General features: G+C 58.8%; 16 protein-coding genes. 11 read left to right on the top strand and 5 right to left on the bottom strand.

Annotation, left to right across the window (positions count from 1 at the left end):
* Positions 1-41: 41 nt before the first annotated feature.
* The 3 genes from QP982_RS03160 (at position 42) to guaA (ending at position 4646) form a co-directional block, all read left to right on the top strand.
* Entirely contained in the window at positions 42-1190 is a 1149-nt protein-coding gene (locus tag QP982_RS03160) for a GuaB3 family IMP dehydrogenase-related protein (protein ID WP_284870211.1), read from the top strand.
* 119 nt (positions 1191-1309) lie between these two features.
* Positions 1310-3058, top strand: coding sequence for an FAD-dependent oxidoreductase (locus QP982_RS03155; protein ID WP_070549717.1), 1749 nt, complete (start codon positions 1310-1312; stop codon positions 3056-3058).
* 13 nt (positions 3059-3071) lie between these two features.
* Positions 3072-4646 (top strand): glutamine-hydrolyzing GMP synthase, encoded by a 1575-nt coding sequence (gene guaA / locus QP982_RS03150; protein WP_048731530.1) that lies wholly within the window; start codon positions 3072-3074, stop codon positions 4644-4646.
* 4 nt (positions 4647-4650) lie between these two features.
* Here the strand turns inward: guaA and QP982_RS03145 are convergent, their stop codons facing one another.
* On the bottom strand, positions 4651-5412 hold the full coding sequence (locus QP982_RS03145) for a hypothetical protein (RefSeq protein ID WP_284870210.1): 762 nt from the start codon (positions 5410-5412) through the stop codon (positions 4651-4653).
* A gap of 65 nt (positions 5413-5477) precedes the next feature.
* Between QP982_RS03145 and QP982_RS03140 the strand changes: the two genes are divergently transcribed.
* The 3 genes from QP982_RS03140 to QP982_RS03130 all read left to right on the top strand — a co-directional run bounded on the left by QP982_RS03140 (position 5478) and on the right by QP982_RS03130 (position 8359).
* Positions 5478-5783, top strand: coding sequence for an antibiotic biosynthesis monooxygenase family protein (locus QP982_RS03140; protein ID WP_070549744.1), 306 nt, complete (start codon positions 5478-5480; stop codon positions 5781-5783).
* 216 nt (positions 5784-5999) lie between these two features.
* Positions 6000-6695, top strand: a complete 696-nt coding sequence (gene imuA', locus QP982_RS03135) for a DnaE2-dependent mutagenesis accessory factor ImuA' (RefSeq protein WP_048731702.1) — start codon at positions 6000-6002, stop codon at positions 6693-6695.
* Complete coding sequence (locus QP982_RS03130; protein WP_284870209.1) at positions 6695-8359, top strand: Y-family DNA polymerase; 1665 nt, start codon at positions 6695-6697, stop codon at positions 8357-8359. Before imuA' ends, QP982_RS03130 begins: the two co-directional genes overlap by 1 nt.
* A gap of 39 nt (positions 8360-8398) precedes the next feature.
* Here QP982_RS03130 and QP982_RS03125 read toward each other — a convergent pair whose 3' ends face one another.
* Complete coding sequence (locus QP982_RS03125) at positions 8399-9079, bottom strand: AMIN-like domain-containing (lipo)protein (protein ID WP_049190345.1); 681 nt, start codon at positions 9077-9079, stop codon at positions 8399-8401.
* A gap of 163 nt (positions 9080-9242) precedes the next feature.
* On the opposite strand from QP982_RS03125, the gene QP982_RS03120 reads away from it, so the two are divergent.
* A complete protein-coding gene (locus QP982_RS03120) occupies positions 9243-10154 on the top strand; it encodes a sucrase ferredoxin (RefSeq protein ID WP_070606720.1) in 912 nt (303 codons plus the stop codon).
* A gap of 24 nt (positions 10155-10178) precedes the next feature.
* Here the strand turns inward: QP982_RS03120 and QP982_RS03115 are convergent, their stop codons facing one another.
* From QP982_RS03115 to QP982_RS03105, 3 genes are all read right to left on the bottom strand, one after another.
* A complete protein-coding gene (locus tag QP982_RS03115) occupies positions 10179-10811 on the bottom strand; it encodes a methionine ABC transporter permease (RefSeq protein WP_224433327.1) in 633 nt (210 codons plus the stop codon).
* Positions 10812-10876: 65 nt separating this feature from the next.
* Complete coding sequence (locus tag QP982_RS03110; protein WP_049190340.1) at positions 10877-11926, bottom strand: methionine ABC transporter ATP-binding protein; 1050 nt, start codon at positions 11924-11926, stop codon at positions 10877-10879.
* Between the two features lie 64 nt (positions 11927-11990).
* The gene (locus tag QP982_RS03105) at positions 11991-12857 is read right to left on the bottom strand and encodes a MetQ/NlpA family ABC transporter substrate-binding protein (protein WP_016422131.1); all 867 of its coding nucleotides are present in this window, start codon (positions 12855-12857) and stop codon (positions 11991-11993) included.
* Between the two features lie 247 nt (positions 12858-13104).
* On the opposite strand from QP982_RS03105, the gene QP982_RS03100 reads away from it, so the two are divergent.
* The 4 genes from QP982_RS03100 (at position 13105) to QP982_RS03085 (ending at position 19823) form a co-directional block, all read left to right on the top strand.
* Positions 13105-16344 carry an error-prone DNA polymerase gene (locus QP982_RS03100; protein ID WP_284870208.1) on the top strand — a complete coding sequence of 1080 codons (3240 nt, stop codon included), beginning with the start codon at positions 13105-13107 and terminating at the stop codon, positions 16342-16344.
* Between the two features lie 18 nt (positions 16345-16362).
* Positions 16363-18327, top strand: a complete 1965-nt coding sequence (locus QP982_RS03095) for an alpha/beta hydrolase family protein (protein ID WP_284870207.1) — start codon at positions 16363-16365, stop codon at positions 18325-18327.
* Between the two features lie 31 nt (positions 18328-18358).
* A complete protein-coding gene (locus QP982_RS03090) occupies positions 18359-18898 on the top strand; it encodes a tRNA (cytidine(34)-2'-O)-methyltransferase (RefSeq protein WP_284870206.1) in 540 nt (179 codons plus the stop codon).
* A gap of 67 nt (positions 18899-18965) precedes the next feature.
* Positions 18966-19823: a bifunctional methylenetetrahydrofolate dehydrogenase/methenyltetrahydrofolate cyclohydrolase gene (locus QP982_RS03085; RefSeq protein ID WP_284870205.1), complete on the top strand. Its 858-nt coding sequence runs from the start codon at positions 18966-18968 to the stop codon at positions 19821-19823.
* Positions 19824-19834 lie beyond the last annotated feature (11 nt).

Genomic DNA, 19834 nt, shown 5'->3' with positions numbered 1-19834 from the left:
GTCGAGTTAAATTCCACGGAAAGGGCATGTGAGGAAAGCTCATGCGCGACATCGTTGAAATCGGTATTGGCCGCGAGGCACGCCGGACCTACGAGTTGGACGATATTGCACTCGTTCCCACTCGTCGTACCCGGTCGTCCAAGGACGTCGATACCTCCTGGCGAATTGATGCCTACGATTTCGAACTCCCGATGATGATGCATCCGACAGATGCCATCGCCAGCCCGGAATCCGTCGCTGAGTTTGCTCGCCTGGGCGGCTTGGCGGTTCTCAACGCCGAGGGCATCTGGGCCCGTCATGCCGATGCGCAGGACAAGATCGCCGAGCTGGTGGAGTTGGCAAAGAATGCCGCCACCAAGCGTGAATCCGAGGCAGTGAACCGCAAGCTGCAGGAACTGCACTCTGCTTCAATTGATACTGACCTGTTGGTTGAGCGCATCAAGGAGATTCGCGCAACCGGCGCGATCACTGCAGTTCGTGTCTCCCCGCAGCATGCCCGTGAGCTGGCTCCGCTGGCTATCAAGGCCGGCATCGACTTGTTGGTTATCCAGGGCACGCTGATTTCCGCAGAGCATGTCACGGCTCAGGGTGAACCACTAAACCTCAAGGACTTCATCGGCAGCCTGGACGTTCCAGTTATCGCCGGTGGCGTTGTCGACTACCAGACTGCGCTGCATCTGATGCGTTCAGGTGCCGCTGGTGTGATTGTCGGTACGGGCTTTACGACGTCCCCGGATGCGCTCGGTATCGATGTGCCAATGGCTACCGCTATTGCGGATGCTGCAGCTGCTCGTAAGGACTACCTCGATGAGACCGAGGGGCGCTACGTCCACATCATTGCTGATGGTGGCATCGATACCGCCGGGGACATTGCTAAGGCAATCGCCTGTGGCGCAGATGCTGTGGCGCTGTCCAGCGTGCTGGCAACCGTCAATGAGGCTCCGGGGCAGGGCTACGCCTGGCCGTCTGTCGCGGCACACCCGAAGTACCCGCGCGGTGCCGTGTGGCCGGTCGTCGACGATGAGAAGGAATTGGTCAGCCTGGAAGAGGCTCTGTTTGGCCCTTCCGCTTCGCCGTTCGGTGACCGCAATCTCGCCGGTGGCCTGCGTCGCGCAATGGCCAAGTGCGGCTTTACCAACCTGAAGTCCTTCCACCGCGTTGAGCTGTCGGTACGTCCAAAAGGTTTTTAATTAAAGTAATCGGATGGTTTTTTCGCAAAACTACCTTACTGAAAAGCCACCTCCGCTTAGGGTTAGGAACATGAGTTCCGCGCATTAGCGTTACGCCCTTAGAGAAGGTGGCTTTTCCCATGAGTAAACAACGTGATTTCGATGTTGTAATCGTCGGTTCCGGTTTTGGTGGTTCTGTTTCTGCTTTGCGGTTGACCGAAAAGGGCTACCGAGTGGCAGTTCTCGAAGCTGGTCGACGGTTCGAAGATAAAGACTTTGCCAAGACCAGCTGGCGGCTTCACAAGTACCTGTGGGCTCCTAAGCTGGGACTCTTTGGTGTCCAGCGTGTGCACATGTTGAAAGATGTCATGATTCTCGCTGGTGCCGGCGTCGGCGGTGGTTCTCTTAACTACGCAAACACTCTGTATAAGCCGGGTACTGAATACTTCCAGCACCGTCAGTGGGGGCACATTACCGACTGGGAGTCAGAACTCACTCCGCACTATGACAATGCATCTCGCATGCTCGGGGTGGTCACCAACCCATCCGACACGCCTGCCGACGTCGTCATGCGTGAGGTAGCCGAAGATATGGGGGTGGGTCATACTTTCCGCTCGACTCCGGTGGGTGTGTTCTTCGGAGCCAAGACAGGTGGACAGGGTGCGCCAGGGCAAACAGTTTCCGATCCTTACTTCGGGGGGATCGGCCCGGACCGTACTGCTTGTACGGAATGTGGTGAGTGCATGACTGGTTGCCGTCACAATGCCAAGAACACCCTGGTTAAGAACTACCTCTACTTGGCGGAGAAGTTTGGTGCGCAGGTCTTTGACCGCACTACCGTTACTGGCCTGCATCCTCAGGCTGATGGCTCCTGGGTTATTGACACTGAGCGCACTGGCCGTTGGGTAGCTAAGGACAAGCAGCAGTTTAGCGCTAAGCGCGTCATTCTCGCCGCCGGTGCCTGGGGCACACAGAATTTGTTGCATCGCCAGCAGGCCGATGGGCACTTGCCGCTGCTGCCGAAATCTTTGGGCAAGCTGACCCGCACCAACTCCGAGGCTATTTTGGGCGCGATGGGTACGAAGGTGGACCCGGAAAATGACTTCTCTAACGGTGTAGCCATCACTTCGTCATTCTTCCCGGACGAGGACACCCATATCGAGCCAGTGCGCTACGGTAAGGGCTCTAATGCCATCGCAATGCTGCAGATGATTATGACCGAAGGAGGTCGTCGGACTCCGCGATGGTTGCAGGCTGTGGGAACCGTCGTAAAGCATCCTAACTACCTGACGCAGCTCGTGAATCTGCGTAAGTGGTCGCAGCGCACCGTGATTTCTCTGGTGATGCAGAATCGCGACAACTCGATTACGACGTACCTGCAAAAGATCGGGCCGGTGCGTTTCCTGATGAGTAAGCAGGGCGAGGGGGAGCCGAATCCGACGTGGATTCCGTCGGGTAACGAAGCTACGCAACGTGCGGCGGACAAGCTCAGTGCACGTGGTCGGAATGGTCGTGTGCTGGCTGGGGGCACTATCGGTGAGTTGGCAAACATTCCTTTGACAGCTCACTTCATTGGCGGCGCAACGATTTCGGATTCACCCGAAAACGGCGTTGTTGATCCGTACTTGCGTGTGTGGGGTTACCCGACGCTCTCGATTCACGACGGTTCGGCGATGGCAGCCAACCCGGGAGTGAACCCGTCACTGTCGATTTCCGCGAATGCGGAGCGTGCAACGTCGCTGTGGCCGAATAAGGGTGAGGAAGATCAGCGTCCGGCGCAGGGTGAGTCCTACGTGCGCCTGGATCCGATTGCTCCGGTGAACCCGGCTGTGCCGGAAGATGCTCCGGCTGCACTGAACCTGGGTATGCCTGCAGTCCGTAAGTCTTGATAAGCTTTAGGGCGTGTCTGAACAGGTGACTAAGCCCGTCCTCGTCGTGGACTTCGGTGCGCAGTATGCGCAGCTCATCGCGCGACGTGTGCGCGAGGCAAAAATTTATTCCGAAGTGGTCTCGCATGATGCGACGACCGAAGAAATTAAGGCCAAGAACCCGGCTGCGCTGGTGCTGTCCGGCGGCCCGTCCAGTGCCTACGCCGAAGGTGCCCCGAAGCTCAACCCAGAGTGGCTTGAGCTGGGCATTCCGGTGTTTGGTATTTGCTACGGCTTCCAGGCGATGACTGAGGTGCTCGGCGGCACGATTGCTGCTACCGGTGACCGTGAGTACGGCCGCACGCAGCTGAACGTCGTCGACGGTGGCGGTGTCGCTCACACTGGTGTGCCGGAGACACACGAGGTGTGGATGAGCCACGGTGACGCGGTGTCTAAGGCGCCGGAGGGCTTCACCGTTACGGCGTCCACCAAGGGTGCTCCGGTAGCGGCTTTCGAGTGCTTGGAAAAGCGCATGGCCGGTGTGCAGTACCACCCGGAGGTCAACCACTCGCCGTATGGTCAGCAGGTTCTGGAGAAGTTCCTGTATGAGATTGCTGGCCTGGAGCCGGACTGGACTGCCGCTAACATCGCGGAAGAGCTGATTGAGCAGGTCCGTAATCAGGTCGGTGAGACCGGTCGCGCAATTTGCGGTCTGTCTGGCGGCGTTGACTCCGCAGTTGCCGCCGCACTTGTGCAACGCGCTATTGGTGACCGTCTGACCTGTGTCTTCGTCGACCATGGGCTGCTGCGCCAGGGTGAGCGCGAGCAGGTTGAGAAGGATTTCGTTGCCGCAACTGGTGCGAAGCTGATTACCGTCGACGATTCCAAGGTCTTCCTGGATGCTCTGGCTGGTATCACCGATCCGGAGACCAAACGTAAGACCATCGGCCGTGAGTTCATCCGCTCCTTCGAGCGCGCTGTCGCACAGGCGCTGGAGGGCGCTCCGGAGGGCGAGACCGTGGACTTCCTGGTCCAGGGCACCCTGTACCCGGATGTGGTTGAGTCCGGTGGCGGTTCTGGTACCGCCAACATTAAGAGCCACCACAACGTCGGCGGTCTGCCGGATGACGTTGAGTTCACCCTCGTTGAGCCGCTGCGCCTGCTGTTTAAGGACGAGGTCCGTGCGGTCGGTCGCGAACTGGGGCTGCCGGAAGAAATCGTCGCTCGCCAGCCGTTCCCGGGTCCGGGTCTTGGTATCCGCATCATCGGCGCTGTCGATGAGGGGCGTCTGGATACCCTCCGCCGCGCCGACGCCATTGCACGCGAGGAAATGACGGCCGCAGGTATGGACGAGGTTGTCTGGCAGTGCCCGGTCGTCCTGCTTGCCGACGTCCGCTCGGTTGGTGTCCAGGGTGATGGTCGTACTTATGGCCACCCAATCGTGCTGCGCCCGGTTTCCTCTGAGGATGCGATGACCGCTGACTGGACTCGTGTTCCCTACGATACGCTGGAGAAAATCTCCACTCGTATCACCAACGAGGTGCCTGAGGTCAACCGCGTGGTCCTGGATGTGACTTCCAAGCCACCGGGAACCATTGAGTGGGAGTAAGCCACTAGTTGGCAAGGGCCGTGTCTGTGAGTTGTGCAAACTCGCGGGCACGGCCCTTTTCCGTCAGGGCCGAATTGTTCTTGGCGATGGTGATGCGCTTATCGGCGGCTAGGGTGTGGAGAGCTGCGCTCACGGTATCGTCGTCAAGCATGGCGAAATAGGGGAGCTGGTCGGTGAAGAAGACGTAGCCGTCGCGTAGACGTGCGATGAAGAGGACTGTGAGGATGCGGGCCTCTGGTGAGTCGGCGGGGTAGGGGCAGCGCTGGGCGAAATTGTCAGGAAGATGCGCGGCGAGAGGGAGGAATCCGAATTGCCGCGGCAGGATTGCGCAGGTAGCGGTGATGGCGGACAGAACTAGGGTCATTATGCAGGCGACCGGTGTAGAGGAAATTCGTTCGGCGACGGCGGCAATGATCCATGCTCCGGGGAAGATGAGCAGCACGCTTATACTGCTATTCCAGGAGAGGTCGTTTGGTGACTCACGCATTGGCTCGGCGAAGTAGGAGGGCCGAGTTTCTTTGGTGGGTGTTTTTGCCTGGCGCACGAAAAGTGTGGTGCCGATGAGTACCAGTAAAAGCGCTATCATGATCCACCAGCCAATGGAGCCGATGATGTGGGCTTTAAGCAATGCGAGCAGTGCGATCACTGCGGTGGTGACGCCAATTGCCGTCCCCAGGCGCACGGGACTATTGATAAATTTTGTCGTGCGTTCGGCCCCGTCTTGGTAAGAGCCTGAAGAGTGTTGGTGCCGGCTGGAATCTGTCATACTTCTTAATTTTAGTAGCGATGGAACTATAGATTGTTGAGAGTTGTGTGGCTAGTGTTATGACCATGAGCATTGTAAAAATTAACGCTATTACCGTTCCTGAGGGTTCGGGAGAAGAGCTCGAACGTCGCTTTTCCGCAAACTCTTCAAAGATGAGCGATGTGCCGGGCTTCATTGGTTTCCAGCTGCTGCGTCCAACTGCAGGAGAGAGCCGCTACTTTGTCTTTACCGAGTGGGAGAGCGAGGAGGCCTACCAGGGGTGGCGTGAGGGCCGTGCCTTCAAGGCTTCGCATGAGGGCGAAAAGCGCAAGCCGGTGTCGTCGTCGGCTGATTTGCTCGAATTCGATGTAGTTCTCGATGTGAAGGCCTAAGTAGTACGAAATGTAGTACTCGGCTGAGGTTAGAGCGTCGCGCGGTGGTGTGCGGCGCTTTTCTTCGCACATTAATATCGAACGTACATTCTATTTAGGGTAGTGTTTAATCCGCTTGTTGGGAAAGAATATTCGAGCAGTGTTCGTGGTGGGCAGGGCAGTGGGGATGGCAGTGAGATGGCAGTGGGATAGCAGCGGGATGAGGTGGAACAAGAAGTGACAACGGCGGTCAATATTGCTGCGGGGCAGTCTAAGGAACAGACTATTGCGGCATTGCGGCAGGCGATGGCAGCCCAGTCTGGTGGGACTGCAACTGGTGCAACCTTTGGGCTCGGTGAGGCTCTGCCGGTGCCGGAGGCGTTGGAAAATACGTTGGCGGGAGCAGTGCGAAAAGGGGCTGTCAGTGTCATTGAACAGCCCGGTGCGGTATTGGCAGGTCTAATCGCGGAAGTTACGAAGACAGGTCATGTTGCGCTAGTTGGACTCGCTGAACAGGGGTTGCTCTCCGTGGTGGAGTTGGGCGGGAAGCTATCGAACATTGTCTGTGTGCCAGATCCTGGAATGCAGCCGCTTGAAGTAATTGGGCTGTTGGCGGACGGCGTTGACTTGGTGGTGGCTTCGTTGGCGCGCACTCCGCCGCCGTCGCAGGCACGTCCGCTGCAGGCACGACTGCGCACGAGTGGTTGTGCTCTGGTTTTTGTCGGGCAGCAGTGGCCGGGCGCTGCTGCGGAAATTTCCAGCTCTGTCGCTGGTGTTTCCGGGCTTGGCACTGGTTATGGCCGGATTCGAGCAGTGGATTACCAAGTCAGTGTGTCGGGGACGCGGTTTCCGCGGAGGCAGTGCCGTTGGCGGGTGGGGGAACAGGTGGAACAGAACAATGTGGTCGCGTTTCCCGCGCAGAGGAGGTCCTAGTGGTAGCGGCGGAATCGAGCCGTGTGGTGGCGCTATGGCTTCCTGATTGGCCAGTGCAGGCAGCACATCTAGCATCTGTGACGTCGCAGGCTAATCCGCTCAGTCCAGTTGCGATTGTGGGTGATAGCGGAGTAGCTGCTTGTTCTCCGAGTGCGCGCCGTGCAGGGGTACGGCGCGGGCAAAGCCGTCGCCATGCGGAAGCGTTGTGCCCGGAGCTGGAGGTTGTCGAGGAAAGTGCGGTGCGCGACGCTGCAGAATTCGAGTCCGTGCTGCAACGGTTGGAGGCGGTGGCAGCTGGGGTCGAAGCTCTACGGCCAGGCTTGGCGGTTGTGGCAGCGCGAGGGGTAATGCGTTATTACGACGGACAGGATGTGGCCTTGGAAAAGCTGCTTGATGCCGCTGCGGTACCGGGCGTGGACTGCAGCTTGGGGCTCGCGGACGATATTGTGACAGCTATTTTGGCAGCGCGCAGGGGAGTGCTGGTAGCTCCCGGGGAAGATGAAGGCAAAAGATTTCGGCAGGGAATCTCTCTGGTGGAGCTGAGGGCGGAAAGTGCACTGGAGATGCCCGCAGAGCTTGCGAAGTCGTGGCAGGAACTCGGCCTGCGCACATTGGGGGATGTCGCTGCGTTACCGAAGCGGGATATAGCCAACAGGTTTGGGGCGCAGGGGGCTAGATGGCACGATTTGGCCTGCCGTGGGGAAGTGCGGTTGGTGGCGCCGCGATCTTTGCCGCCCGGACTGGCTGTGAGTTACCAGTCTTGGGAGAGTCCACTCCGGAGAGTGGACGAGGCCTCATTCGTGGCGCGTTTTCTAGCTGGGCAACTGCATGAACAGCTTTTTAACCATGGGTATTCGTGTTACCGCTTAGCGGTGGTGGCGCAGTTTAGTGACGGCTCAGAGGTGCGCAGAGTATGGCGCTGCACTGAGCCACTGGCAGAACAGACTACGGCTGACAGAGTTCGGTGGCAGCTCGATGGCTGGCTGAATAACAGGAATCGGCAGCAGCCACGAGGGAACAGCGACACTGGTGCTGGAGTTGTTGGCTGCGCTGAGGAAAATGACGGAGATGATAGCCGCGGAATCGTAGAGCTGCAGTTAGAGCCACTGGATGTGGTCGCCGCCGGGACTGTAAAGCAGGATTTGTGGCACGGTAGTGATGATGCGCGAGCTAAAGCGCGCCGGGCTGCAGAGCGTGTGCAGGGGTTACTGGGGCCAGAGGCAGTACAGCAACCAGTCATGCAAGGCGGGCGTGGCCCAGGCGAAAGAGTGGGATTTGTCGCTTTCGGAGAAAACCCCAAAAACACAAAAACCGCGGAAATTAATCAGCCATGGCCGGGAGCTGTTCTTGCCCCCAATCCGGCAATTATTCCCGCGACTGCAAATGCAGAGGTGGAAGTGCTCGACGCCGATGGGCACACCGTGGGCGTAACTGGGCGAGCGACCATGACGGCGGAACCGTCCCTGGTGCGACATGGAGTAACAACATATCGCGTGTCATCGTGGGCTGGGCCCTGGCCGATTGATGAGCGCTGGTGGGTACCCGATGAGGCTCGCCGAGCGGCAAGAATACAAATCCGTGCGGTAGCGAATGACGGTACCATCGCCGCCTGGTTGCTCATAGTGCATGCCGGCGCATGGAGAATCGAGGGTGCTTACGCGTAGAGACGCAGTGGAGGAGGAGTGCGTCGGTGGGCAAACCGATTACTTCGATTGGAAGTCAATAACCAGGCGGTTCGGATTGCTCAACGAGAAAACCTTGAACGGGGTCTTATCTCCCTTGAGCCCGACGACATACTGAGTCTGCCCCTCGAAGGTTCCGGCACCGACGACTTCCTTAATAACGGAAGTCGATGTCGGCTTGACCGAGTCAGAGGGGAAGTCCTCCATCTGGAAATCAAAGGGGTAGCCCATGCCCCGCAAGTCGATTACCAGCTTGGCTGTGCCGTCGACAGAAATCGGCTTGCCGGAGCCCTGCTGGGTTGGGACATCCTCGTAACGGACGAAGTATCCCGGTGTGCCCTCGCCGGTGAGTTCAAAGACAATACGGTCATAACCGTCGTGGGAACCGACGCGGACATCTTGAATACCCAAGTAAGCGCCATCGGAAGGAGCAGCTTCTGCAGAAGAGCTATTGAAATCGCCCTCCGGAGCAGCATCGTCATCCATGGTGGTCTGCGCCGCCGCAGACGAGCTAGTGGAGCTGCTAGAGCTGCTCGACAAATCGGAGGTGCCAGCGGTTGAGTCAGTTTTCATAGACAGTGCAGCAGCCGAGTCTGAGGAGGAGTCAGAGGAGCAGGCACCGAGAGCTAGACCCAATGCGAGGCACAGGGATGCCGCGATACGGGTACGAGTGCGCGAAGCATCCAGCGATTTCGTATTCATACGTCCGACGGTATGTGCGCAGTTGCGGAATTTCAACAAGTTGAACTGCAAAAGTCGAGGTCAAAGTTATTTGTTGTCAAAGTGTTGCACAATAGTAATAAAACAGGGGTGAACGCTGCGACCTAAGACCCAATCGCAGAGGCACTCAATTACGCTTAGGCGTATGAGCCAGGCCAAATTTGATACCACCTGTTCCGCTCAGATGGCTGAGCCGCTTCCCGGTACTGCAAAAGCCGGAAAGCTCTTTATTGCGTTGGAGCACCAACTCGGTTGGTCTCACGATATTTTTGACGGCGGGGTATGGGGAGCAGAGATCACCGGTCAGGTAGAAGCCTGGTTATCTGAGCGCGGTGGCGCGTTGCAGCTAATTCGCAAACCAGGCCGAATCGGCCAGCAGCCGTGTGATGGCGTTAACGTCTATATCGCGCATTGCGAGTCAGCGGATGGCTCTGAGGTTTTCCTCGAACATCGCATGGTTGCCGATGTTAAAGGCCTGATGACTCTGGATATCCGGCTTGGACAGCCCACCGAGGGGGCCACTCGTCTAGACCATCCACTGTTTCTCATCTGTACGCACGGTAAGCGCGATCGTTGCTGTGCGATTAAAGGTCGCCCGCTCGCTGCGGCGATGCACAACCTCTACCCAGAGGTCGTGTGGGAAACTTCCCACTCTAAGGGGCACCGCTTTGCGCCGGCTAGCGTACTGCTGCCATGGAATTACAGCTTTGGACGTCTGAGTGCGGTGGACGCCAAGGGGGTTATCGAAGACGCTCAGCGGGGCATCGTGCATGCAGAGGGCTGCCGCGGCCGTGGTATCTACACCCCGCAGGGGCAGGCAGCCGAGTTGGCTGTGCGTCGTCAAGCAGATGCGTGGGGCGTAGACGACGTCGCACGCGTTGACGTCGACGGTACGACTGCGGTCGTCGTGCTTTACGACGGCCCCAGCGACCGCGACAAGGTCGTGGAATACGAAGTGGCCCTGGAGAAAATCACCACGGAAGGCGTTGTGTCTTCCTGCGGTGATGCTCCAGGGCCAAAGAAGGGCTGGGCTGCGGTCGAAGTAACCCGCCGCTAGCTAGTGGCTAGCTAATGTGCGCGGCTACCTGCGCATAATCTTCTTGGAGAGCCAGTTGCCGAAGATCTGCGCCAACTGGACGATGAAGATGATGACCAGGGTTGTCACCAGGGTGACGTTCCAGTCGAATGCCTGGTAACCGTAGGTGATTGCGAAATTGCCCAGTCCGCCACCGCCGATGTAGCCGGCCATAGCTGACATGTCGACCACGGCGATGAAGGCGAAGGTGTAGCCCAGTACCAGCGGGCCCAGTGCCTCCGGCACGACGACCGTGCGGATGATGCGCCACGGACTTGCGCCCATCGCACGGGCGGCCTCAATCACGCCGGGGTCGATGGACATCAAGTTCTGCTCCACCAGTCGCGCGATGGCGAATGTGGCGGCAATCGACATGACGAACACCGCGGCTTCGGTGCCGATCGTGGTGCCGACCACGTTCTTTGTCAGTGGGCCGATGGCCGTAACCAAGATGATGAACGGGATTGGGCGAACAAAGTTAATCAGGACATTGAGGACCTGGTAGACAAACTTGTTGCGCAACACGCCACCGTCGCGGGTGGTGTAGAGCAGCACGCCGATTGCCAGACCTGCAACACCACCAATCAGCATGGCGACACAGACCATGTAGAGCGTCTGGCCGAATGCCTCGCCCAGCATTGGGCCGAGGCTATCCCAGTTGGTGTCCTTGCCACTCACCGATGGCAGAGAGTTTAAGAGACCGATCATGATGCAAGCTCCTCTACCTGTGTCAGTTCGGAAATAGCAGCAATGGCGGCATCGAAATCAGAGGAATCCGAGGCGGAATTACCTGTCAGCGGAGTCAACCGCAAAGTAAGGCGACCATAGGACTTCGCCTGCACATTGGCGACTGCGCCGTGTGCCACCGAGGCGGCGACACCGTGGGCACTAGTGGCCTGTGCTAGGGCACCGAGGTCAACACCGTCATTGATAGTGATGGTGACCAGGCGAGCCGCTGCGCTCTCGGCAGACTGATTCACCGAATCGCGTTCACGGCCAATTGGAACATCGCGCAGTGCGGTGGTGGCGAAGCGGCGGCCAACCTCAGTCTTGGGGTTGGCAAAGACCTCGTGGACCGTACCGGTTTCGACGATGTGACCATTTTCCATGATGGCCATGCGGTCAGCGATACCGCGTACAACCGACATGTCATGAGTAATCAGCACGATAGTGACACCCATTTCGCGATTGATGCGACGCAGCAGATCCAGGACGCCGGAAGTAGTTTCCGGGTCGAGTGCCGAGGTGGCTTCGTCGGCAAGCAAGAGCGTCGGTTCGGTGGCGAGCGCACGGGCGATGCCGACACGCTGCTTCTGCCCACCCGAGAGCTGCTCGGGGAAGGACTCCGCCTTGTCGCCGAGACCGACGAACTCCAGCAGTTCCTGGGCGCGAGCGCGGCGCTTGGCCTTCGGCATACCGGCCAGTTCCAGCGGATATTCAACGTTGCGAATCGCGTTGCGCGAATGGAAGAGGTTGAAGTGCTGGAAAATCATGCCGATATTGCGGCGCAGACCCCGTAGCTGGCGCTCGGAGATGCCGACGATGTCGGTGTCATCTAGCAAAACCTGCCCGGAGGTTGGCTTTTCCAGGCCGTTAATCATACGGATGAGCGTTGATTTACCAGCGCCGGAATAACCGATGACGCCGAGGATTTCGCCGGGTTCAACGGTTAGGTTGATGTCGGCGAGCGCGGTGACGTCGCCGAATTGCTTGTTCAGCTCGCGGAATTCGAGCTTCGTTCCCTTGTTGGTCACGAGTGAATCAGTGCCCCTTGGTCTGTGTTCCCTGGTGTTGGGCGGTGCTTAGGTGGCAGTGGCGTTAGTTCTGCTCGCGCTGCTGCTCTTCGACGCGATCCAGAATGTCCTGCAGCTCCTTAGCCGAACGGTCAACCGGAACCGAGGTGCCCTTGGAGTCCTCAGCGACTGCGTCCTGGACCTCCTTGGAGTGCCAGATCTTGGAGAGCTCCGCGTACTTCGGGTTGTCAGCATTTTCAGCCTTGGTGACAAAGACGTTGATGTACGGCTCTGCCTCCGTGGAGTTCGGGTCATCCTGGAAGATGGCGGTGTTCGGGTCGATGCCAGCGCGGTCCAGGAAGGAGTTATTGATAATGGCAGGCTTGCCCTCACCGTAGGCGGCCGGAGTCTGAGCGGCATCCACCGGCAGAACCGTGACCTTGGAAGCTTCCTTATCGATGTCAGCAGGGGACGGGGTCAGCAGGTCATCCTGCTTCAGCTTCAGCAGGCCAGCCTGAACCAGCACGTTAATAGCGCGGCCCTGGTTGGACGGGTCGTTCGGGATGACGACCTCGGTGCCCTTCTCCAGCTCATCAACCGACTTGTGGTCCTTCCAGAACAGAGCCAGCGGGACAATTTCGCTCGAGCCAATCGGAGTCAGGTCCGACTTAGCGCCGACGTTGTACTCAGCCAAGAACTTGATGTGCTGGAAGAGATTGACGTCGAGCTGGCCCTCATCGAGTGCACGGTTCGGGGTCTGGTAGTCGGAGAAGGGCTGAACATCCAGATCGATGCCCTGTTCAGAAGCCTTCTGCTCGAAAACGGTCCAGGCCTTCTTGCCGGCATCCGTGGTGCCGATACGAATGGCGTCATCCGAGCTGCCACAGGCGGTAAGGCCGGTTGCGGCGAACGCGACAGTAAGTACACCGGCGGAAAAACGCTTGAGGTTCATCGAGGGGTCTCCTTATTTAATGGGATTTGTTAGCTGAAGTTTTAAGGCAGAACTAGACCAAGCTGTCTTTAATTCTGGGGTTAAGGCTAGCACTTGCCCAGGTAGTGCTGAAAATTCAACTTCAGCCTAAACAGTCGAACGTGGCTGAGGTGTGACTTACGGATGCGTCCCGGGGGTGGCGCTTAATGCACATACTAATCGAAAATACGTTTGAATGCAGTCCGTAGGGTGGGTTAATGTTCATGGCATGGAAAACATCTCGGACGGACAGTCGGAGCAGTCCGGTCGGCCACTGAGCTGGTCGCGGATTGAGCGTATTCTATCGGGTAAATTTTCAGGAAAACTACAGCCTAATGGCAGCTTCAATGGCTGGCGGGGGCAGCTGTCAGATTCCATCGTTGGGGCTTTTGAAGCTCCGGAAAGCGGTGTTAGTGGCGGAGGTGGCGTGTCATTTTCGCCTGCGGATATTAAGGCGGAATTGCACTGTCGTTCGAGCTATTCATTCCTGCATGGCGCATCGGATCCGGAAGAATTGGTGTCCGAGGCTGCGCGTTTGGGGTTAAACGTGTTGGGGCTCGCAGATCGCGATGGTTTCTATGGAATCGCTCGTTTTGCCGAGGCTGCAGCGGAGGCTGGTATCGCCACAATCATCGGCGCGGAGCTGGGGCTTCCGCAGCGGCCCCTCACAGTGCTGGGGCGGGGGCCCGAGGGCTATCGGCGCCTGAGCCACACGCTGTGTGATGCGCATATGTCGGCAGGGGAGAAGTCCGTCGTCCGCTATCCCTCGCTGCCAGAGTTAGGGGAGGCTGCAGGTGGTTTCTGGCAGGTGCTTGCCGACGTTAACTGGCTCGGCGACCTGGAAGAACTTATTGCGGCCTTCGGTGCGGAGAATGTGGCACTCGAACACCGCGTGAGCCCCACCGCGCAGGCGGCCGATGACGCGGAAGCTATTTCAGCCGCAGCTGTGAAGTATGGCCTGCGGGAGGTGGTTTCCTCTGCTGCGACGTCAGCTTCGCCTGCGACAAGCCGGTTGGCTGGGGCTAAACAGGCTCTTGCTGTGAGAGAGGACTTAGGCGGGTTCGAGTCACGACTGGAGCCGGCAGGCGGAGCTTGGTTGCGTTCGTGGGAGGAGCTAGCGGCGGCAACACGGTATCTGGGGGTGCAGGTGCTGCGGTCAACACAGGACATTGCAGGTGAGTGTGCTTTTACGCTTGACCTCATTGCGCCTGAGTTGCCTCGCTGGGAGGTTCCTGCTGGTCACGATGAGGATTCGTGGCTACGGGAAATTGCTCGTGCAGGGGCACGGCGGCGGTATGGTCCGCTCGATGGAGCTGGGGATAGCTCCGTGCAAGCGCGGGCGTGGGCGCAGTTAGAGAATGAGCTGACTGTGATTCGAGAGCTGGGTTTTCCGGGCTACTTCCTCATCGTGCATGACATCTGTGAGTTCTGTCGCCGGGCGGGAATTCTGGCACAGGGCCGCGGTTCGGCCGCTAACTCGGTGGTGTGTTTTGCGCTGGGGATCACCAATGTTGACCCCATTAGTGCCGGGCTGTTGTTCGAGAGGTTTTTGTCGCCAGAACGGGATGGGCCACCGGATATCGATGTAGACATTGAGTCTGGTCGTAGGGAAGAGGTCATCCAATACGTCTATGAAAAATATGGTCGTGACAATGCCGCGCAGGTGGCCAATGTCATTACCTACCGGCGGCGCGGTGCATTGCGCGATGCGGCGCGGGTGTTGGGGTACTCGCCGGGCGTTATCGATGCGTGGGTCAGAGACCGGGAGGCGTGCCCTCCGGAGCCGGTGCAGCAACTGGCGGAGCAGCTTCGTGGGCAGCCTCGTCATTTAGGCATTCACTCTGGCGGAATGGTGATTTGTGATCGGCCGATTGCGGATGTCGTGCCAGTGGAATGGGCACGCATGGAAGGTCGCTCGGTAGTGCAGTGGGATAAGGATGACTGTGCGGCAGCGGGACTGGTGAAGTTCGACCTGCTTGGCCTCGGAATGCTGGAGGCCATCCACCATTGCATTGACTTGGTCTATGAACAGCATGGGCGCCGAGTGAACCTGTGGGAAATAGATGTCGCCGAGCCGGGGGTCTATGAGATGTTGGCACGCGCGGACGCGGTGGGCGTGTTTCAGGTGGAATCGCGCGCGCAGCTGGCCACCTTGCCCCGACTGAAGCCGAGGGAGTTCTTTGATCTGGTGGTGGAGGTGGCACTCATTCGCCCAGGCCCCATTCAAGGCGGTAGCGTGCACCCCTACATTCGCCGCCGAAATGGACTCGAACCAGTGACCTATGAGCATCCAGTGCTGGAGAAGTCCCTCGGGAAGACACTGGGCATCCCGCTATTTCAAGAGCAGCTGATGCAAATGGCCGTCGATGCGGCGGGTTTCAGTGGGGCGGAAGCGGACTCGCTGCGTCGCGCTATGGGGTCGAAGCGCTCAGTGGCCAAAATGGAAGCGCTTCATGCCCGTTTTCTGGCTGGGCTGGAGCGCACCAGTGGCATTGATGCGGATATTGGGGAACAACTGTGGAACAAGATAGTGGCCTTTGCCGCCTACGGTTTCCCGGAATCACACGCGCAGTCGTTTGCCTCCTTGGTGTATTTCTCGGCTTGGTTTAAGTACCACTATCCGGCGGAGTTCTGTGTCGCATTGCTCCGTGCTCAGCCCATGGGGTTTTACTCTCCGCAGTCGTTGATTGCCGATGCCCGCCGGCACGGTATCGGCTGCGATGGTCCGGATATCGCGGTTTCAGGCGTGGAAGCCCGCGTCATCGATGGGCGTATTCGTTTGGGGCTCGGCGCCATTGCCAGTGTGGGCAATGACGTGGCGGAACGTATCGTTGCAGCGCGGCCATTTGTCAACGCAGCAGATGTCGCCCGCAGAGCTCGGCTGGGTGTTGGGCACATGGAAGCACTGGCGCGTGCAGGGGCACTTGGGTCGCTGGGGATTGACCGTCGTCAAGCACTGTGGGCGGCGGGCGTGGCGGCGACGGAAAGTGAGGGCATGCTGCCGGGGCTCACGCTTGCCGACGCACCTGCGTTGCCCGGCATGACGGAGTTTGAGCTGGCAGCTGCCGATTTGACTGCAACGGGAGTGACTCCGGGGCAGTACCCGGTGGCCGCGTTGCGGGCAGACCTGCAGGAACGTGGAGTGGTGCCTGCGGCGGAACTGAAAGCAGTGCCCGACGGAACACGAGTAGAAGTGGCGGGAGTCGTGACGCATAGGCAACGTCCGGGGACCGCTGGCGGAGTGACATTTTTGGGAATGGAGGACGAAACTGGGCTGGTGAATGTGCTATGTACGCCGGGGCTGTGGAATCGATTTCGGCCGGTAGCGGTGAATTCGCGGGCGATGGTGGTGCGCGGTATCGCGCAGACAGCCTCTGGTGCGGTGACAATCGTGGCCGATCGTCTGGTGGATATGTCCGAGGCTCTGGGGCAGCCAGTGGTGGCAGGTCGAAGTAGAGATTTTCGCTGACTACTAGAATGGATTGTCATGCGCCAGACCTATGAATCCTCGTTAGCACCGGATGGGAGTGCAATCGCCTTTATTGTCCGCGATAGCGGCTACCCGCGTGCGGTACAGCAGGAGATTACTCCGGAGGGGCTAGGGGCGGAGCGCCCCGTGAAACTGCCGGTGGAAGGCCCGGTTACCAGGGTGCTGCACTCCCCGGATGGAAAGTGGATCGCCTGCGAGGTCTCTCCGTACGGTACGGAGCGACTGCAGACCTGGCTGGTATCCACCGATCCGGAGGTCGACGGTGCCCGCCCCCTGCGTATGGATGCGGATATGCGCGCCACACTGGTGGAATGGGATAACGATCTCCTAGCGATGAACGCGGTCGATGCCCAGGGCATTAACTATGCGCGTTTGGTCAACCCGACGAACTCAAAGTATGAGGTCATTGATAAACGCACTGACAGCCAGCTGGTAGCGGCTGAAGGCGGGTTTGGCCTCGTGCGGGTGGGGCCGCGAGGCCACCGTGAGCTACTGCTGGTCGGACCGGGGCAGCAGTGGCAGCCGCTGCTGCCGTCCGACCCAGGTTCCACCACAGATGCCGGTGTCTTATTGGCGCATCCGGGGCAGGAGAAGCTGACCGCGTTCGTGCTCTCAGATCATGGCGCGGAACAGCGTCGCATCCTGCGCCTGGGTATTACTCCCGATAGCGGTATCAGCACTACTGAGCCGCGCACAGCGGAATCGACCGCAGCGGAGATTTTGGATATGAAGATCGGCATCGAAGTTGATGTCGAGGAGTTCATTGGCAATCCGGATCAAGACGTCGAAGAATTTGTCATCAGTGAGGATTCCTCCACTGCGGCTGTGCTGTGGAACAGCGGTGGGGTCAGCACGCTTGAGGTGCTTACCCTTGGCCTTCACCCGCAGACTGACGACATGCGGGTGATGGTGCGCCGCAATGTGGAATTGCCGGGCATGGTTGCGCGCGAGCTGTCAATCTCCGGGGACGGTGAGCTGATCTCCCTGACAGTAGAAGGGCCAGGCCTTGCGCCAACGGTGGAGATTCTGCGCAATATCGGTGGTGTCATTGAGCCATTGGATATGGAACGCACCGAACGGATTTTGGCTCTGGAAGAGAAGAACCTGGAGACCATGCCGGCCCCAGAACTGGTCTACTTTGTCTCCCGCGATGGGCTGGAACTCTCTGGCTGGCTCTACCTTCCAGAGTCGGTGCGCAATAGTTCTAATGACGTTTCCGGAAACGCACTACCGCCGGCTTTCATCCACATCCACGGCGGCCCAGAACTGCAGGCAAAACCCATTCACCACGATGTTCTAGCCAGCATTGTGGAGGCGGGATTCGTGGTGTTCACACCTAATGTGCGCGGTTCCTCGGGGTCCGGTAGGTCATTCGAGCACGCGGGCGACCGCTATGGACGCTTTGCCGCTATTGCGGATATCGCAGCGGCGCGTGCCTTCCTCGTTGATGCCGGGTTGGCGGACCCAGAACGCATTGCCCTGGGTGGGCGATCCTACGGTGGCTTCATGTCGCTGTTGGCCTCGGCGTGGTACCCGGATCAGTTTGCTGCCATCGTGGATGCCTGCGGAATGACAAGTTTTGAAACCTACTACCAATCCACAGAACCCTGGTTGGCGCAGGCCGCGTTCCCTCGATACGGCTACCCGTACCAGGATGCTGAGCTTCTGCGCGATATCTCGCCACTGCACCGTGCGGAGGAAATGAAGGCTCCAACCCTATTCATCCACGGCGAGTGGGATACCAACGTGCCTCCGCGAGAGTCCGGTCAGATGCGCAACGCCATGGACGCCTATGGTGTGCCCACTGATTTTCTGGTGGTTGAGGGAGAGGGCCATAAGTTCTCGAAGCCGAGGAGCCGAGCGCTCATCGGTGAGACCATCATCGCGTTTTTCGCCGAGCACGGCGTGTGTGATGCGGCACCCAGCGCGTCAACGGCAGTAGAAACTAACAACGATCAGTAATAGAAGCAGCGGAAAAGAACTGACAGAAGAAATGAATAGCGCCACGACCGAGCCGACGAACGCCGAGCCAACCAACTCCACAGACTGGATTAAGAGCCACACCTGCCACGTGCTTTTTGACCGGCCTGTCATCCCGCCGAACACCGGAAACGCTATCCGCATGTGTGCGGGCTCTGGAGCTATGTTGCATCTGGCCAAGCCACTGGGGTTCAACTTCGATGACAAGAATCTGCGTCGCGCCGGGCTGGATTACCATGACCTGGCCGATGTGCGTATTCACGATTCCATCGATCAAGCGTTGGAGACCTTTGCCAGCCAAGGGTGCCGCATCTTTGCCTTTACCGCACACGCTGACACTTGGCACACAGACATTGAGTACACGAACACCGATGTACTGCTCTTTGGCCCGGAGCCAACCGGGTTGGAACAGTCAGTGCTCGATGATTCGCGAATTACGCAATTAATCCGAATTCCCATGTTGCCCGCTCGTCGCAGCATGAATCTTTCCAACGCCGCTGCAGTGGCTGCTTATGAAGTCTGGCGTCAGCAGGGCTTTGTGGGCGGTAAATAGGGCCAAGGCGAGGGCGGTTACGGGGCGTTTCTGGGCATTATTCGCTCCTGTGCCTAAGATAAATGCCATGGCAGCGACAAAGCTTGATGGCAAACTCTACCGAGACGAAATCTTTGAAGACCTGGAAAAGCGCGTTGAGCGTTTGATGGAAGCCGGCCACACCCCGGGGCTGGCCACCGTGTTGGTTGGTGATGACCCAGGCAGCCACTCTTACGTCAAGATGAAGCATCGCGACTGTGAGCAGATTGGTATCGCCTCTATCCGCCGTGACCTTCCGGCTGACACCACGCAGGAAGAGCTCGAGGCAGTAATCACCGAGCTGAATGAAAGCCCGGAGTGCACAGGCTACATTGTTCAGTTGCCACTGCCGAAGCACCTGGATGAAAACCGTATTCTGGGGCTCATCGATCCGGAGAAGGATGCCGATGGCCTCCACCCGGTAAACCTGGGCAAGCTGGTCCTCAATGAGCCAGCACCACTGCCGTGTACTCCAAACGGCTGTATCCACCTGCTGCGACGCTTCGGCGTCGAGCTCAACGGTGCCAAGGTTGTTGTTATCGGCCGCGGTGTCACCGTTGGTCGCCCAATCGGCCTGATGCTCACTCGCCGCAGCGAGAACTCCACCGTGACGCTATGTCACACCGGCACCAAGGACTTGGCCGCTGAAACCCGTCAGGCTGATGTCATCATCGCAGCCGCTGGTGTCGCTCATATGCTTACTGCAGACATGGTCAAGCCTGGCGCTGCTGTACTCGACGTGGGAGTTTCGCGTGTCGACGGCAAGCTGGCCGGTGACGTTGCTGATGACGTCTGGGACATTGCCGGTTACGTATCCCCGAACCCAGGTGGTGTCGGCCCACTGACTCGCGCTTTCCTCGTACGCAATGTCGTCGAGCGCGCTGAAAAGCTCGCTGGTCTGGCCTAGCCAGCCAGGAG

The sequence above is a fragment of the Corynebacterium sp. MSK019 genome (assembly GCF_030232425.1).
Classification (GTDB): Bacteria; Actinomycetota; Actinomycetes; order Mycobacteriales; family Mycobacteriaceae; genus Corynebacterium; species Corynebacterium jeikeium_D.
Note: the sequence above shows the minus strand (reverse complement) of the source record. Positions and strands in the feature narration are given on the sequence as shown.